This window comes from Ensifer sp. 22521, from assembly GCF_052044795.1.
Classification (GTDB): domain Bacteria; phylum Pseudomonadota; class Alphaproteobacteria; order Rhizobiales; family Rhizobiaceae; genus Ensifer.
The window spans coordinates 1-16,110 of the sequence record NZ_JBQENM010000044.1; the positions used below are offsets into that span (position 1 = coordinate 1).

A 16,110-nucleotide genomic window follows, 5' to 3' on the forward strand; every position below is an offset into this window, starting at 1 on the left:
TGACGAGGCTCATGAGTGAGCCGCCCGTGTAGCGTATCTTGATCTCGGTAGCCCCGAAGGAGAGCAGCAGGCTATGAAGATCCGCAAGCAACGGGCTTCCCGGCGGCGGCGCCACCCAGGGATATTCGAGTAGCTGCGACGGCTGCGGTCGTCGCTTCAACAGAAGCGGATGCGTGACCCGGCAGGCGACGACGTTTCGACCGGGAAGCACCTTCTGGAACGCCAAGCCCGATCCTTCCTCAAGAATATCGAGCGGGCAGATAGCAAGATCGATCTGATCACCCTTCAGGGCGGCGCGCAGGTCGGCCATGTAGCCGTAGCTCTGGTCGATCCTGACGTCGGGGTTTTGTGCCTGGAAGTCCGCGATCATCGGCGCGATCAAGGCGTCCATGAAAAATGGCGTGCCGCCGACGCGCACCAGACCGCTTTTGCCGAGGCGAAAGCTCTCGATCGTATCGGACGCCTTGCGTGAGGCCGACAGCATGACCTGGCCATGATCGGCGAGCGCGCGCCCGAGCGGCGTCGGTTGCAGCGGCCGCCGCCCTTTGACGAAAAGCGGTTCGCCCAGGCGCTTTTCGAGCATGGCAATGGTGCGCGAGATCGCCGGCTGCGACAGCCCGAGCAGCGCTGCCCCCTCGGTGACACCGCCGGCTTTCACGACCGCAGCGAGCTGAACAAGATGGCGTTCGTCTATCTTCATAACAATTGATTATATTAACTCAGAGTAAAATCATCAATCGCGCCTGATGCCCGTGTTAGCTTTCATTTCAGCCAAGTGTCTGGAGGAGTGTGATGCGGGGCGCGATGGTTTCGAATCCCAACGAAGCAGCCTTTACCGAGGCTTTCGCACAGCGAATTTCGAAAACCGACGACGGCTCGCTGCCGCTGGTGCTGCGCACGGTCGTCACCCACCTTCACCGGCTTATCAGGGAATTGCGTCCCAGCGCAGCCGACTGGCGCAAGATGATCGAGTTTCTGACCGAGGTTGGTCATACCACGGACGAGCGACGGCAGGAATGGGGTCTGCTGTTCGATTTGCTTGGCGCATCGGCGCTGGTCGACGAGATCAACTCCCGGCGCCCGAAACAGGCGACTCCCAATACGGTACGCGGGCCGTTCTTTCGCGCCGACACGCCGAAACGCATATCCGGCAGCAACATCTCGCTCGATGGCGTCGGCGAGCAGCTGGCGGTCTTCGGGCAACTGCTCGATCTCGACGGCCACCCGATCGAGGGCGCGGAGGTAACTACCTGGCAGGCGAACGCCGCAGGTTTCTACGAGAACCAGCAACCGGATCTGCAGCCGGAGTTCAATTTGCGCGGCGTCTTCAAGACCGATCGCGAAGGGGGGTTCGACTACTTGACGGTTCGCCCCGCCGGCTACAGCGTCCCGGAAGACGGGCCGGTAGGCAAACTCCTTGGCCAGGCGGGTTGCTCGCTCCGGCGCCCAGCCCATCTACATTTCATCGTCACTGCTCCAGGATTCCAGACGATTACGACGCATATCTACGACGGCAGCGATCCCCATATCGACGAGGACGCGATCTTCGGCGTCAAGCCGGAACTGGTGCACGAATTCAAATGCTCCGACATCGGCGGCAAGCCCGGCTGGCGGCTGGACTTCAAGTTCCTAATGGCGAGGGCAAGGGAAGGATCTGGGTCGTGAGGAACAATTTCACCTACCAGGGCAGTGCGGCGCACATCGTCTTTGGCGAAGGCAAGAGCCACGAGGCCGGAGCCTGGGTCGAAAAGCTTGGGTGCAGTCGAGCGTTGGTGCTTTCGACACCGCAGCAACGGGCAGACGCGGAGGCGCTGGCAGAGCGGCTCGGGCCACTTGCCGCAGGCGTTTTTGCCGGGGCCGTGATGCATACGCCAGTCGAGGTCACGGCAAAAGCGATGGAAGCGGTCAACCAAAGCGGCGCCGACTGCGTCGTTTCGCTTGGCGGCGGCTCCACCACCGGGCTCGGCAAGGCGATCGCCTATCGCACCGATCTGCCTCAAGTCGTTATCCCGACCACCTACGCCGGTTCGGAAGTAACACCGATCCTCGGACAGACGGAAGGCGGCCGAAAGACGACCGTCAGGCATCCTTCGATCCTGCCGGAGGTGGTGATTTACGATCCGGAGCTGACGCTCGGCCTGCCGGTCGGCATGAGCGTGACCAGCGCGCTTAACGCCATGGCCCATGCGGTCGAAGCGCTTTATGCGCAGGATCGTAACCCGATCTCTTCGCTGATGGCGAAAGAGGGCTTGTCAGCCTTCAAAACGAGCCTGCCGACGATCATCGGGACGCCCCGCGATCGAGAGGCGCGGGCCGAGGCGCTTTACGGCGCCTGGCTCTCGGGCACCGTGCTCGGCGCGGTCGGCATGGCGCTGCATCACAAGATTTGCCACACGCTCGGCGGCACCTTCGATACGCCGCACGCGGAAACCCACGCGATCATGCTGCCGCATACGGCGGCCTACAACGCCGCGGCCGTGCCTGACCTGCTTGAACCCGTGGCCCGGACCTTCGGCGGATCGGTTGGCGGCGGCTTGTGGGATTTCGCAAAGTCGCTCGGTGCGCCGCTCGCCTTGAAGGACCTCGGCCTTTCGCAGGCCGATCTCGTTCGGACCGCCGCGATTGCGACCGAAAACCCCTACTGGAACCCACGCCCGATCGACCGCCAGTCCATTCGGGCGCTGCTGCAGGATGCCTGGGAGGGCAACCGGCCGACGAACTGACGAGACCCTTCGGGAGGAAGGGCATTGGGAGGAGGAACCATGCTGACGAGACGCGATTTTCTGAAGACGACAGCCGCAGGTGGCGCAGTCGCCTTTTCATGCGGACTTGCGATGCCGGCGATTGCCAAGGACACGGCGATCAAGCTTGGCTATGTGAGCCCGCAAACCGGGCCGCTCGCCGCTTTCGGCGAAGCCGACAAATTTGTGATCGACGCGTTCCTGACGGCGGCCAAGGCCAAGGGCCAGAACTTCGAGGTTGTGGTCAAGGACAGTCAGTCGAACCCGAACCGGGCGGCGGAAGTCGCCAAGCAGTTGATCGTCGATGACGAGGTCAACCTGGTTCTGGTCGCCTCGACCCCGGAAACGACGAACCCGGTCGCAACCACTTGCGAGGCCGAACAGATGCCGTGCATCTCGACGGTCGCGCCGTGGCAACCCTGGTTTATCGGCCAACAGGGCAATCCCGGCGATCCTGCCTCGTGGAAACCGTTCGACTATGCCTATCACTTCTTCTGGGGTCTCGAGGATGTGATCGCCGTCTTCACCAACATGTGGGCCCAGATCGAGACGAACCACAAGGTCGGCGGCCTCTTCCCCAATGACGGTGACGGCAATGCCTGGGGCGACGGGACCGTGGGTTTCCCGCCAGTCCTCGAAAAGCTTGGCTACGGGCTCACCGATCCTGGCCGCTACCAGAACATGACGGACGATTTCTCTGCCCAGATCAATGCGTTCAAATCGGCTGGCTGCGAGATCGTTACCGGCGTGGTCATCCCTCCTGACTTCACGACCTTCTGGAACCAGGCCAAACAGCAGGGTTTCGTGCCGAAGGTCGCCTCGATCGGCAAGGCATTGCTCTTTCCGCAGGCGGTCGAAGCACTGGGCAAGGCCGGACACAATCTCTCGTCCGAAGTCTGGTGGTCGCCGAGCCACCCCTTCGCCTCTTCGCTGACCGGCGAGACATCCGCTCAAGTGGCTGGCGCTTTCACCAAGGCGACCGGCCGGCCATGGACGCAGCCGATCGGCTTTGCCCACGCCCTCTTCGAACTGGCCGTCGACGCGATAACGCGGGCCGACGACCCGACGGATGGCGATGCGGTGGCCCAGGCAATCGCCGCCACCAAACTCGATACGCTCGTCGGACCCGTTGCATGGGACGGCAAGGGACTGCCGCCGTTTGCTGCCCGCAACGTCGCCAAAACACCGCTCGTTGGTGGTCAGTGGCGGCTGAAGGACGCCGGCGGTTATGACCTCGTCATTACCGACAACAAGACGGCGCCGAACATTCCCGCCGGTGGAAAAATGGAAGCGATCGTTTAAGCGCCTGATGGCGTGGGACCGTGACCGAGGAGGGTCAGCCATGTCTCTGTTAGAGCTCGAGCGGGTCTCGAAGCGCTTTGGCGCGCTGACCGTCGCCGACGAGATCAGCTTTTCGGTCGGCGAGGGTGAGGCGCTGGGCATCATAGGGCCGAACGGCGCCGGCAAGTCGACGCTGTTCAATCTGATTACCGGCAACATTGCCGCCGACAGCGGCACGGTCCGCTTCGGCGGCGTGGATGTCACCCGAACGCCGCCAATGGCGCGCTGTCTTTCGGGCATGGGGCGGACCTTCCAGATCCCGCAGCCCTTCGAGAAGCTGACCGTCTTTGAGAACCTGCTCGTCGCCGGCAGTTTTGGCGCGCGGCGGCGCGAGGCGGAAGCCTGTGACCGCTGCGCCGAGATCCTGGTGGACACGGGCCTCTTCGACAAGGCGAATGTACTGGCCGGCGGCCTCACCCTTCTGCAGCGCAAGCGACTGGAACTGGCAAAGGCGCTTGCCACCGAACCCCGGCTGCTGCTGCTGGACGAAATCGCCGGCGGTTTGACGGAAGCCGAATGCCACCAACTGGTCGCGGCCATCAGTGCCATCCAGCAAAAGGGCGTTGCCGTCATCTGGATCGAACATGTGCTGCACGCGCTGACCTCGGTGGTCGAGAGGTTGCTGGTTCTCAACTTCGGCAAGGTGATCGGCATTGGAAAACCCGACGAGCTCATGGCGTCGCGTGCCGTCCAGGAGATCTATCTGGGGATCGAGCTATGACGGCGATGCTTGAAACCAGAGGGCTCAAGGCCTTTTACGGCGACTTCCAGGCCCTTTTCGGTGTCGATATCGCCGTTGCCAAGGGGGAAACCGTTGCGATCATCGGCGCCAATGGCGCGGGCAAGACCAGCCTGATGCGCGCGATCTCCGGTGTCGTTACAAGCGAGCCGGGCATGGTCGTCTATCGCGATGAACCGATCGGCGCGCTGGCAGCACCCGACGTGCTTGCCCGCGGCATCGCCATGGTACCGGAAGGCCGCCGGCTGTTCCCGTCGCTGACCGTCGAAGAGAACCTGTTGATCGGCGCCTATGGCCGCAAGGGACAGGGACCGTGGACGCTCGAGAGCATCTATGAGCTCTTCCCGATCCTGCGCGAGCGTCGAAACAACCCGGCGACGGCCCTTTCCGGCGGCCAACAGCAGATGGTGGCGATCGGTCGGGCGCTGATGTCCAATCCGGATGTGCTGCTCTGCGACGAGATCAGCCTCGGCCTGGCACCAGTCGTCGTTCGCGACATCTATGCGGCTTTCCCGCGTATCCGCGCAACGGGCGCCTCAATCGTCATCGTCGAGCAAGACATCGCCCAGGCACTGAAGGTCGCAACCCAGGTCTATTGCCTGATGGAAGGGCGGGTGACGCTTTCGGGGCGTCCGGAGGCGCTAACCCGCGAGCAGATCCACCAAGCCTATTTCGGAGCGCCGCGCCATGAGCTTCATTGACACGATCGTACAGGGCGTTCTGCTCGGCGGGCTCTACGCCCTGTTTGCCGCCGGCCTGAGCCTCGTCTTCGGCATCATGCGGCTCGTCAATCTCGCCCATGGCGACCTGATCGTGCTTGCCGCATTCATAATCCTTTTGCTGACCTCGGCGCTCGGCCTCAATCCATTCCTGGCAGCGCTCATTGCCGCGCCACTGATGTTCCTAGCAGGTTGGGCCCTGCAATACTTCGTGCTCAATCGCACGCTCGGCAAGGACGTCTTGCCGCCGCTGCTCGTCACATTCGGCATCTCCATCGTCCTCCAGAATGGCCTGCTCGAAGCGTTTTCCGCCGACAGCCGTCGCGTGTCCATCGGTGCGCTGGAAAGTGCTTCGATCGGCGTCGGCTCGCTCAATATCGGCCTGATGCCGTTGATGACTTTCCTGTCGGCGCTCGCCGTGATCTTCGGCCTTAACCAGCTGATCTATCGGACGGCGCTCGGTCGCGCGTTCCGGGCAACCTCCGACGACATCGTGACGGCCGGGCTGATGGGTATTCGCCCGCAACGCGTCTTCGCCATGGCGACCGGGCTTGCCATGGTCGTGGTAACGATCGCCGCCCTCTATCTTGGCACGCGCGCCAATTTCGATCCGACATCGGGACCGTCCCGCCTGATCTACGCCTTCGAAGCCGTGATCATCGGCGGCCTCGGCTCGCTCTGGGGAACGCTTGCCGGCGGGGTCATCCTCGGCGTTGCGCAGACGCTTGGGGCTGCCGTCAATCCGGAATGGCAGATCCTTGCCGGACATCTCGCCTTCCTCGCCGTTCTCGTCATCAAGCCGCGCGGGCTTTTCCCCCGCGCCGTCGATTGAGGTCAAGCCGATGTCCATCGCCATTCCGTCCTTCAAGGTCGAAACCCGGAGCGGAACCTCATCGCTTGCAGCTTTGGCGGCAGTCGCCGGCCTCGCCCTTGCGATTGCAGCTCCCCTCATCATGTCCCGCGGCGTCGTGCAGGATCTCTTCTTCATCCTGACCATGCTGGTGCTGGCGCAGAACTGGAACCTGCTTGCCGGCTATGCCGGGCTGATCTCGGTCGGCCAGCAGGTTTTCGTCGGCTTCGGCGCCTATGCGATGTTCGGTGCGGTCATTCTGACGGGTGTCGATCCCATCGTTGCGATCCTGATTGCCGGCGCTCTTTCGGCGCTTCTCGCCATTCCGACTGCCTTTTTCACCTTCCGGCTGCAGGGGCCCTATTTCGCCATCAGCACCTGGGTGGTGGCCGAGGTGGTGCGGCTGCTGCTCGCACAGTGGAAGGCGCTCGGCGGCGGCACCGGCACGTCGCTTCCGCGCGAGGCCACGAAGGACATGGCAGGCGTCGATATCGTGCGCGACCTCTTCGGTATGAAGGCGGCAGCAGCCAGCGATGCCCTCACCTATTGGATTGCGCTCCTTCTGGCGCTCGCGACCATCGGCTTCATCTACCGCCTGCTGCGAAGCAAGCAGGGGCTCGGTCTTGCGGCCGTGCGTGACAACGAGCAGGCCGCCCGTGCCGTCGGCGTCGACGCCCGCCGCATGAAGGCTCTGGTCTACGTGGCGACGGCCTTCGTCACTGGATTGGCCGGTGCGCTGATCTACGTGCAGAAAGCGCGTATTTCGCCGGACGCGGCTTTCTCCGTCACCGACTGGACGGCCTATGTCATCTTCATCGTGGTGATCGGCGGGATCGGCACCATCGAAGGGCCGATCGTCGGCGTGGTGCTTTTCTTCCTGCTGCAAAAGCTCTTCGCCGATTTTGGCTCCTGGTACCTGCTGGTCCTTGGCCTCATCGGCATCCTCGTCATGCTCTTTTCGCCGCGCGGTCTCTGGGGTCTGTTTTCCGATCGCACCGGTATCCAGCTCTTTCCGGTCCGTCGCAAATTGATCGGCGGACCACTCGCACACATGCCAAAGGGAGGACCAAATGGCTGATATCACAACCGACGTACTCATCATTGGCACGGGGCCAGCCGGTTCCGCCACGGCCGCCCTGCTTTCGAGCTACGGCATCGAAAACATGGTGATCAACCGCTATCGCTGGCTGGCGAACACGCCACGCGCCCATATCACCAACCAACGCACGATGGAGGTCCTGCGCGATCTCGGCCGGGACGTGGAAGACGAGGTCTATATGTTCGCCGCCGAACAGGACCTGATGGGCGAGAACGTCTTTTGTACCTCGCTTGCGGGCGAAGAGATCGGGCGCATGAAAAGCTGGGGCAAGCACCCGGTCTCGCGCGCCGAACACCAGCTATCCTCGCCGAGCCAGATGAATGATCTGCCCCAGACTTTCATGGAGCCGCTCCTGTTCAAGACGGCTTGCTCGCGCGGTACCCAGGCGCGGATGTCGACGGAATATGTCAGCCATGTACAGGACGGCGAAGGCGTTACCACGACCTGTCTCGACCGGTTGACCGGCAAGGAAATCACCGTTCGCTCGAAGTATCTGATCGGTGCTGACGGCGGCAATTCGAAGGTCGCGGAGCATGCCGGGCTCACCTTCGAGGGCCGGATGGGCGTTGCCGGCTCAATGAACATCCTGTTTGAGGCCGACCTGTCGCGTTATGTCGCCCATCGTCCTTCGGTGCTCTACTGGGTGCTGCAGCCGGGGGCCGACGTCGGCGGTATCGGCATGGGCCTCGTGCGCATGGTCCGCCCCTGGAACGAATGGCTGATCGTCTGGGGATACGACATCAACCAGCCGGCACCGGCCGTTGACGAAGCCCATGCGAAGAAGGTGGTGCGCGACCTGGTCGGCGTGCAGGATCTGGATGTCACGATCAAGCAGGTCTCGACCTGGACGGTCAACAACATGTATGCGACGACGATGTCGAACGGGCGCGTCTTCTGCATGGGCGATGCCACGCACCGCCATCCGCCATCGAACGGGCTCGGCTCCAATACCTCGATCCAGGATGCCTTCAACCTTGCCTGGAAACTCGCCTTTGTGCTGAAGGGCCAGGCGAGCGAAAAGCTGCTTGACACCTACACAACGGAGCGAGCGCCGGTCGCCAAGCAGATCGTCACCCGCGCCAACAAGTCGATAGAAGAGTTCGGCCCGATCTTCAAGGCGCTCGGCCTGCTCGATTCCATCGATCCGGTGAAGATGCAGCAGAACATGGATGGGCGCTGCCGCGATACGCCGGCAGCGGAAGAACAACGCTCCGCCATCCGCAAGGCGATCGCCGCCAAGGTCTACGAGTTCGACGCCCACGGCGTCGAGATGAACCAGCGCTATCGTTCGGATGCGATCGTCACCGACGGTCAGCCGGAACCGGCCTTTGCAAAGGACCCGGAACTGCACTTCCAGCAGACAACCTGGCCGGGGGCTCGACTGCCGCATGCATGGGTTTTTTCTGGCGATGGGAAGAAGGCCTCGACGCTCGATCTCTCCGGCCACGGCCGGTTCACCGTCCTGACCGGGATCGGCGGACAGGGGTGGCTCGAAGCGGCGAAGGTCGTCGGCCATGAGCTTGGTGTCGATATAGCGGCCCACGCCATCGGCGCGCGGCAGCATTGGGATGATTTCACCGGCGACTGGGCCGGGCTGAGCGAAGTGCGTGACAGCGGCATCGTTCTCGTGCGTCCTGACCACCACGTCTGCTGGCGCTCGCAGGCGCTGTCGGCAGATCCCGTTGCAGACCTTCGTCGGGTCATGACATCGGTGCTTGGGAGGTGATCCATGGAAGCGCATGAGAAAGGCTTCTTCACCGAAGAGAACTCGATTGAGGTCGTCACGGGCCGCAACAAAAATGCCAAGGACGAACGACTGAAACAGATCATGGAAGTCGTGACGCGCAAGCTCCACGAAGCGGTGAGGGAAATCGAGCCGACGCAGGAGGAGTGGATGGAGGCGATCCTCTTCCTCACACGCACCGGGCAGATGTGCAACGAATGGCGGCAAGAGTTCATCCTTTTGTCCGACACGCTCGGCGTCTCGATGCTGGTTGACGCCATCAACAACCGCAAGCCGTCGGGTGCATCGGAAAGCACCGTGCTGGGCCCGTTTCATGTCCAGGACGCGCCTGAGCTCGAGATGGGGGCCAATATCTGCCTCGACCAGAAGGGCGAGAAAATGGTCGTTGGCGGTCATATCCTCGACACCGAGGGCAGGCCCATCGCCGACGCAGTGATCGATGTCTGGCAGGCCAATGACGAAGGCTTCTATGACGTTCAGCAAAAGGGCATCCAGCCGGAGTTCAACTTGCGCGGCGTCTTTCGCACAGGGCCAGACGGTGAATATTGGTTCCGGGCGGTAAAGCCGAAATACTACCCGATCCCGAACGACGGTCCGGTCGGCCGGATGTTGGAGCATCTCGGACGTCACCCCAACCGCCCGGCCCATCTCCACTACATCATCAAGGCGGACGGGTACGAGACGCTCATCACCCACATCTTCGATCCGGATGATCCGTATATCCATTCGGATGCGGTGTTCGGAGTGAAGCAAAGCTTGCTTGCGACTTTCCGGCGCGTTGAGGACCCGGGCCGCGCCGCGGATTACGGATTTTCGGGTCGCTTCTGGGAAGTGAACCACGACTTCGTACTGGCGCGATCAAAGGGCGCCAACTGATCCGGTTCAGAGGTCATTGCCTGGCAGCGGCACGCCAAAAAATCAATCGCCGCTCAGGCCGCAGCTCGCCATTCTGCTACAAGACCACGTCCAGCATCGCTAGCGTGCGTGCCTTCGACGTGGAAGAAGGAGGAGGCAGGAAGGTTATTCCCTTGCCTCCTTCGGATCCTCAGATGAAATATCTGGTGCGGTCACCCCGAAGGCAGGAGACATTCAGTGAAAGAGCAACTTTCCATCATTCAGGCGCTTGGCGTTCGATCGGAATTCGATGCGCTGAGCGAAATCCGCACGCGGATTGAATTCCTGAAGGCCTATCTCGTGCAAGGCGGACAGCGCGCCTACGTGCTCGGGATCAGCGGTGGGGTCGATTCCCTGACGGCCGGGCTTCTCGCCCAGCGCGCCGTTCAGGAGTTACGCGAAAGCGGCTATTCGGCGACGTTCATTGCCGTCCGGCTTCCCTATGGCGTGCAAGCGGATGAACACGATGCGGCCACAGCTGTCGCTGCGATCCGCCCGGACCGTGTCATCACCGTGGATATAAAACCGGCGGCCGATAGCCTCATGGACGCAATCCTTGCCGGTGGCGTTGACCCGGCCCCGCGTCACCATTTCATCCTCGGTAACGTGAAGGCGCGGCAGAGGATGGTCGCGCAATATGCAATCGCCGGGGCATCGTCGGGTCTCGTGATCGGCACGGACCACGCTGCTGAGGCGCTCATGGGCTTCTACACGAAATTCGGTGATGGCGCAGCGGACATTCTCCCTCTCGCCGGTCTGAACAAGCGCCGCGTTCGCGCCTTGGCCTCGAAACTGGGGGCGCCGGAACAGCTCGTCTGGAAAACACCCACCGCTGACCTTGAATCGGATGCACCTCTGCGACCGGACGAGGATGCTTACGGCGTGACATACGACCAGATCGACGACTTTCTCGAAGGCAGAACTGTCGAGCCGGCTGCGGCTGAACGCATACTCTCAACCTATCGCGCCAGCGCACATAAGCGCGCCCTTCCCGTCGTCCCCACGGACCATCACCCGGTCTTGCACGCCACGACTGCATGATATCTGCGGTTCGGCAAATCCTTGGTCCATTCCGGTGCGAGGCCCGCGCAGACAAGCGACACCAGCAAGAAGGTGTCATCAAAGCCGTGAGCGCTGTTGCCGGGAGGACTATGCATTCGGGGCTGCTCCCGCTTTGTGCCAATAGCGGAGATGAGGATCGTTGGGTGCAATTGACATATCCAATATATCCATTATTCTGGATTAATGGATAACATCACCGCAATAGCGGCGCTTGCCGCACTGGCCCAATCTACCAGGCTCGAGACATTCCGGCTTCTCGTCAGACACGAACCGGATGGCGTGCCTGCCGGCGAACTTGCCCGCCTTCTCGACGTCCCGCAGAATACCATGTCGGCGCACCTCGCAACTCTGTCGCGCGCGGGCCTCGTGACAAGCGAACGGCAGAGCCGCTCGATCATCTATCGAGCCGACCTACACGGCCTGCGAAACCTGACCCTCTTCCTGTTGAAAGACTGCTGTGGCGGCTCGACCGAACTCTGTGCGCCGCTGATCGCCGAACTTACGCCCTGCTGCGGACCCGAGGTGAAGCTGTCATGAGCGACGTCAGACTGGAGCCAGTCCCGGGAAGCGATCCCGGACTGAAGCTGGCGCTATCGGCCTCCGGTCTTCCGATCGAGGACCTCGGAGAGCCGGGACGCTCGTTCTTCAGGGCGGTTTCCTCCGATGGCGGCACAATTGGCTACGCTGGCATTGAGACGTGCGGCGATGCGGTGCTCCTCAGGTCGATGGTCATCTTGCCCGAGCATCGTGGCAAGTCATTCGGCAAATCGCTGGCCAGGGAAACCCTGAAAGCCGTCAAAGAAAGCTCGGCAGTCTTCCTGGCTACGACGACCGCCGCGCCGTTCTTCGAAAGCCTCGGTTTCGTTGCGGTCGAGCGAGCCGATGCGCCGCCCGCCGTTCTCGCAACCCGTCAGCTTTCGGGCATTTGCCCGGCATCGGCCACCATCATGAAACTCAGCAATCCTCCGACCTAACCACGGACAACGACCATGACCGACAAGACCTACAACGTGCTCTTCCTGTGCACGGGTAATTCCGCACGTTCCATTCTCGCCGAATCCATCCTCAATAAAGAGGGCGGAGGACGGTTCAGAGCATTCTCCGCAGGCAGCCAGCCCAAAGGCGAGATCAATCCGCATGCCCTGAAGGAACTGCAAGCACTTGGTTATCCGGCGACTGGCTTCTCCTCCAAGAGTTGGGACGTGTTTGCCGAGCCTGGTGCGCCCGAAATGGACTTTATCTTCACCGTCTGCGACAGCGCGCACGGCGAAGCCTGCCCGGTATGGATCGGACATCCGATGACGGCACATTGGGGTGTCGAAGACCCGGCCGCCGTTGTTGGCACCGAGGTCGAAATCCAGCGCGCGTTCGCGCAAGCCGCCCGCTTTCTGAAGAACCGGATCATGGTGTTCGTCAGCCTCCCGCTGGCATCGATCAATCACCTGGCGCTCGAAACGAAGCTCGGCCAGATCGGCGCGATGGAAGGTTCGACGGCAAGCCAGGGAAAGTTCGCTAATGTCGACGTTTGAACGCTACCTGACCATCTGGGTCTTTCTCTGCATCGTCGTCGGCGTCGCCCTCGGTCATCTGATGCCCGGTGTTTTCCAGGCCATCGGCGCGGCGGAGATCGCCAAGGTGAATTTGCCCGTCGCCATCCTGATCTGGCTGATGATCATCCCGATGCTCATCAAGATCGACTTCCGCTCGCTGGCGCAGGTGAGCACCTATTGGCGCGGAATCGGCGTGACCCTGTTCATCAACTGGGCGGTAAAGCCGTTCTCCATGGCGCTGCTGGGATGGCTGTTTATCGGATGGCTATTCCGTCCTTACCTGCCCGCCGACCAGATCAACTCCTACATCGCCGGCCTGATCATCCTTGCGGCCGCGCCCTGTACCGCGATGGTGTTCGTCTGGAGCAATCTGACGCGCGGCGAGCCGCTCTTCACGCTTTCCCAGGTCGCGCTCAACGATGCGATCATGGTTGTCGCCTTCGCGCCGATCGTTGGGCTCCTGCTCGGGCTGTCGGCCATCACCGTGCCGTGGGACACGCTCGTTCTATCGGTCGTCCTCTATATCGTGGTCCCGGTCATCATCGCGCAGGTCCTGAGAGGGCGGCTGACCGCTGACGGCACGACCAGGGCGCTGGACGTCATGCTGGGGAAGCTGCAGCCGCTTTCGCTTGTCGCGCTGCTGGCGACGCTCGTCCTCCTCTTCGGCTTCCAGGGTGAGCAGATCATCGCCCAGCCGACGATCATCGCGCTGCTGGCCGTCCCCATCCTCATCCAGGTCTATTTCAACTCGGGGCTGGCCTATGTCTTGAACCGGATATCGGGCGAGCGCCATTGCGTCGCAGGGCCTTCGGCACTGATCGGGGCCAGCAATTTCTTCGAACTCGCGGTCGCGGCCGCAATCAGCCTGTTCGGCTTCCAGTCCGGTGCAGCGCTGGCGACGGTCGTCGGCGTGCTCATCGAGGTTCCCGTAATGCTCACGGTCGTCTGGGCCGTGAACCGCACCAAGGGCTGGTACGAGGCAGCACCCGCCGTCTCCCGGAACACCATCACCGAAAGGACATGACAATGGACGTCACCATCTATCATAACCCGGCCTGCGGCACGTCCCGCAACACGCTGGAGATGATCCGCGCAGCCGGGATCGAACCGACGGTCATCGATTATCTCCAGTCTCCGCCTTCGCGCGAGGAACTGGCAAGGATGATCTCCGACGCCGGGCTGACCGTCCGGCAGGCGATCCGCGAGAAAGGTACGCCTTACGTGGAGCTGGGTCTCGACGATCCGAAGTTGACGGACGGCCAGTTGCTCGATGCCATGCTCAAGGATCCGATCCTCATTAACCGGCCGTTCGTCGTCTCGCCGCTCGGCACAAGGCTCGCGCGCCCCTCGGAGATCGTTCTCGACATCCTGCCGGATGCCTTCAAGGGAGCCTTCTTCAAGGAAGACGGCGAGCAGGTCCTCGATCAGGAGGGAAAGCGCATTGTCTGAGACCTTTCCCGCATTGCAGGAGCCGCATCTTCGTAAGCCTGACCTCGACGCGTTGCGTCCCGCCTTTTCGACGCACAAGCCGCGCATCCTGATCCTCTACGGCTCGCTCAGGGAGGTATCGTACAGCCGGCTGCTCGCGCATGAAGCCAGACGACTTCTCGAGCGTTCGGGGTGCGAGGTGCGCATGTTCGATCCGAGAGGATTACCGCTTCCCGACGCGGCTCCGGCCAGCCATCCGAAAGTGCAGGAACTGCGCGAGCTGTCGCAATGGTCGGAGGGACAGGTCTGGGTCAGCCCCGAGCGCCATGGCGCAATGACGGGAATCATGAAGGCCCAGATCGACTGGATTCCCCTGTCGCTCGGATCGATCCGCCCGACGCAGGGAAAGACGCTGGCGATCATGGAGGTTTCCGGGGGTAGCCAGTCCTTCAACGCTCTGAACCAGATGCGCGTGCTCGGCCGTTGGATGCGGATGATCACGATACCGAACCAGTCGTCCGTCGCCAAGGCCTACCAGGAGTTCGATGCGGACGGCAGGATGAAACCGTCTTCCTACTACGACCGCGTCGTGGACGTGTGCGAAGAGCTGGTCAAGTTCACGCTGCTGACGAGGGACGCTTCCGCCTACCTGACCGACCGCTACAGCGAGCGGAAGGAAAACGCTGCCGAACTTGAAAAGCGGGTGTCGTTGAGGTCGATTTAGTCACTCAGTCTTCGTGGGGCTGCGCGTAGAGACGGCCACTGCGACGAATGCAGCGATACCGAGCGTACCAAGCATGGCATTGACGAACAGCGCCGCGGCGATGCCGAGATTCTCCATCGCCGTGGCGAACGCGAAGGGGGCGGCGGCACCCACTGCCAGTCTGGCCGCAGCCATCTTTCCTGTAATCGCTCCGTAGCCTGCGGACCCGAACAGATAGAGTGGCAGGCTCCCCTGAGCGATGCTGTTGATTCCGGACCCAAGGCCAAGACAGACGGCGAAAGCCACCGCGCCTGGCAACCAATCACCCGACACCCCGAGTAATACCGCACCGAGGACCATGAGCGCCGCAGAGACGATCGCCAGCGCGGGCGGCGACAGGCCCTTTCCGAAGGCCATGTTAATCAGGCGGCTCATGACCTGTGCCGGGCCGAACAGCGATCCGATCACGACCGCCGCACTGCCAAGTCCGATCGCGCCCAGCATCGGCACCATGTGGGCGAGTATTGCCGCGAGAGTGAACCCCGAAAGCGAGAAGGCAATGGAGACCAGCAACATCCCGCGGCGGCGCGCTTGCGGCTCAAGTGCGCCGACGACGACTTCGCGGGCTCTTGTCTCATCCAGTTTGGAACCGACCCTTCCGGCACGCATGATCCAGTAGTGAAGTGGCATGCAGATGAGAAGATTGAGCGCCGCGAACACCAGATAGATTTCCCGCCAGGACAGGTACCTGATCAGTGTCGCGGCGATCGGCCAGAAGATGGTCGAAGCAAAGCCGCCGATCAGTGTGAGATAGGTGATGCTGCGGGAGGCTGAACGGGGTTCGCTCTCGACCAGCGTCGCGAAGGCTGCCTGGTACTGGACCATGCCGGAGGACACCTCCAGCAGGATTATTGCAAGGGCAAAGAGCGCTACGGACGGCGACCACGCGCAAAGCGCCAGGGTGAACGCCGCAAGGGTCGAACCAGCCGTCATCACCGTCGCCGCGCCGACCTTGTCCATATGTCTGCCGATGAACGGAGCGGAAAGACCTCCAATGAACAGGGAGACCGAGAAGACGGCGAAGACCCGTTCCAGGCTGATGCCCAGGTCCTTGGCCATTCCTGGCGCCAGGATGCTGAAGGCATAATAGAGAGTGCCGTAGCCAATAATCTGCGTGACACCGAGAGCGGAGACGATGCCCGCAGGAACCTTGTTCGTATGCAATGACGTATTCCTCGGC

Annotated in this window: 18 protein-coding genes; 16 read left to right on the forward strand and 2 right to left on the reverse strand. The window is 62.1% G+C overall.

Translation table 11 applies throughout. The annotated features are described in order from the left end of the window. Positions 1 to 700, reverse strand: a 700-nt coding sequence (locus ACTJKE_RS34670; protein ID WP_440693748.1) for a LysR family transcriptional regulator, incomplete at its 3' end; no start/stop codon positions are given. Positions 701 to 789: 89 nt separating this feature from the next. On the opposite strand from ACTJKE_RS34670, the gene ACTJKE_RS34675 reads away from it, so the two are divergent. From ACTJKE_RS34675 to arsH, 16 genes are all read left to right on the forward strand, one after another. Beyond that, positions 790 to 1,665: a dioxygenase family protein gene (locus ACTJKE_RS34675; protein ID WP_440639663.1), complete on the forward strand. Its 876-nt coding sequence runs from the start codon at positions 790 to 792 to the stop codon at positions 1,663 to 1,665. Further along, a complete protein-coding gene (locus ACTJKE_RS34680; protein WP_113512882.1) occupies positions 1,662 to 2,723 on the forward strand; it encodes a maleylacetate reductase in 1,062 nt (353 codons plus the stop codon). Before ACTJKE_RS34675 ends, ACTJKE_RS34680 begins: the two co-directional genes overlap by 4 nt. Before the next feature lie 39 nt (positions 2,724 to 2,762). After that, positions 2,763 to 4,043 (forward strand): ABC transporter substrate-binding protein, encoded by a 1,281-nt coding sequence (locus tag ACTJKE_RS34685; RefSeq protein WP_440693750.1) that lies wholly within the window; start codon positions 2,763 to 2,765, stop codon positions 4,041 to 4,043. A gap of 40 nt (positions 4,044 to 4,083) precedes the next feature. Then, positions 4,084 to 4,803 (forward strand): ABC transporter ATP-binding protein, encoded by a 720-nt coding sequence (locus ACTJKE_RS34690; protein WP_113512886.1) that lies wholly within the window; start codon positions 4,084 to 4,086, stop codon positions 4,801 to 4,803. Continuing rightward, positions 4,800 to 5,522 carry an ABC transporter ATP-binding protein gene (locus tag ACTJKE_RS34695; RefSeq protein WP_440693752.1) on the forward strand — a complete coding sequence of 241 codons (723 nt, stop codon included), beginning with the start codon at positions 4,800 to 4,802 and terminating at the stop codon, positions 5,520 to 5,522. The genes ACTJKE_RS34690 and ACTJKE_RS34695 overlap by 4 nt, the downstream gene beginning before the upstream one ends. Beyond that, complete coding sequence (locus ACTJKE_RS34700) at positions 5,509 to 6,372, forward strand: branched-chain amino acid ABC transporter permease (protein ID WP_113512890.1); 864 nt, start codon at positions 5,509 to 5,511, stop codon at positions 6,370 to 6,372. The genes ACTJKE_RS34695 and ACTJKE_RS34700 overlap by 14 nt, the downstream gene beginning before the upstream one ends. Positions 6,373 to 6,382: 10 nt before the next feature. Continuing rightward, complete coding sequence (locus tag ACTJKE_RS34705; RefSeq protein WP_440693754.1) at positions 6,383 to 7,468, forward strand: branched-chain amino acid ABC transporter permease; 1,086 nt, start codon at positions 6,383 to 6,385, stop codon at positions 7,466 to 7,468. Next, positions 7,461 to 9,215 carry an FAD-dependent oxidoreductase gene (locus ACTJKE_RS34710; protein WP_440639669.1) on the forward strand — a complete coding sequence of 585 codons (1,755 nt, stop codon included), beginning with the start codon at positions 7,461 to 7,463 and terminating at the stop codon, positions 9,213 to 9,215. Before ACTJKE_RS34705 ends, ACTJKE_RS34710 begins: the two co-directional genes overlap by 8 nt. A gap of 3 nt (positions 9,216 to 9,218) precedes the next feature. After that, positions 9,219 to 10,109: an intradiol ring-cleavage dioxygenase gene (locus ACTJKE_RS34715; RefSeq protein WP_440693756.1), complete on the forward strand. Its 891-nt coding sequence runs from the start codon at positions 9,219 to 9,221 to the stop codon at positions 10,107 to 10,109. A gap of 216 nt (positions 10,110 to 10,325) precedes the next feature. Next, a complete protein-coding gene (gene nadE, locus ACTJKE_RS34720; protein WP_440693758.1) occupies positions 10,326 to 11,168 on the forward strand; it encodes an ammonia-dependent NAD(+) synthetase in 843 nt (280 codons plus the stop codon). 204 nt (positions 11,169 to 11,372) lie between these two features. Beyond that, positions 11,373 to 11,726, forward strand: coding sequence for an ArsR/SmtB family transcription factor (locus ACTJKE_RS34725; RefSeq protein ID WP_110881662.1), 354 nt, complete (start codon positions 11,373 to 11,375; stop codon positions 11,724 to 11,726). Then, complete coding sequence (gene arsN2 / locus ACTJKE_RS34730; protein WP_058325968.1) at positions 11,723 to 12,163, forward strand: arsenic resistance N-acetyltransferase ArsN2; 441 nt, start codon at positions 11,723 to 11,725, stop codon at positions 12,161 to 12,163. Before ACTJKE_RS34725 ends, arsN2 begins: the two co-directional genes overlap by 4 nt. A gap of 15 nt (positions 12,164 to 12,178) precedes the next feature. After that, positions 12,179 to 12,718 carry an arsenate reductase ArsC gene (locus ACTJKE_RS34735; RefSeq protein ID WP_058325967.1) on the forward strand — a complete coding sequence of 180 codons (540 nt, stop codon included), beginning with the start codon at positions 12,179 to 12,181 and terminating at the stop codon, positions 12,716 to 12,718. Then, entirely contained in the window at positions 12,705 to 13,763 is a 1,059-nt protein-coding gene (arsB, locus tag ACTJKE_RS34740) for an ACR3 family arsenite efflux transporter (RefSeq protein WP_058325966.1), read from the forward strand. Before ACTJKE_RS34735 ends, arsB begins: the two co-directional genes overlap by 14 nt. Before the next feature lie 2 nt (positions 13,764 to 13,765). Continuing rightward, complete coding sequence (gene arsC / locus ACTJKE_RS34745) at positions 13,766 to 14,188, forward strand: arsenate reductase (glutaredoxin) (protein WP_113512900.1); 423 nt, start codon at positions 13,766 to 13,768, stop codon at positions 14,186 to 14,188. After that, positions 14,163 to 14,891, forward strand: a complete 729-nt coding sequence (gene arsH / locus ACTJKE_RS34750; protein ID WP_440639681.1) for an arsenical resistance protein ArsH — start codon at positions 14,163 to 14,165, stop codon at positions 14,889 to 14,891. Before arsC ends, arsH begins: the two co-directional genes overlap by 26 nt. Here arsH and arsK read toward each other — a convergent pair whose 3' ends face one another. Next, positions 14,892 to 16,094, reverse strand: a complete 1,203-nt coding sequence (arsK, locus tag ACTJKE_RS34755; protein WP_440693760.1) for an arsenite efflux MFS transporter ArsK — start codon at positions 16,092 to 16,094, stop codon at positions 14,892 to 14,894. Positions 16,095 to 16,110 lie beyond the last annotated feature (16 nt).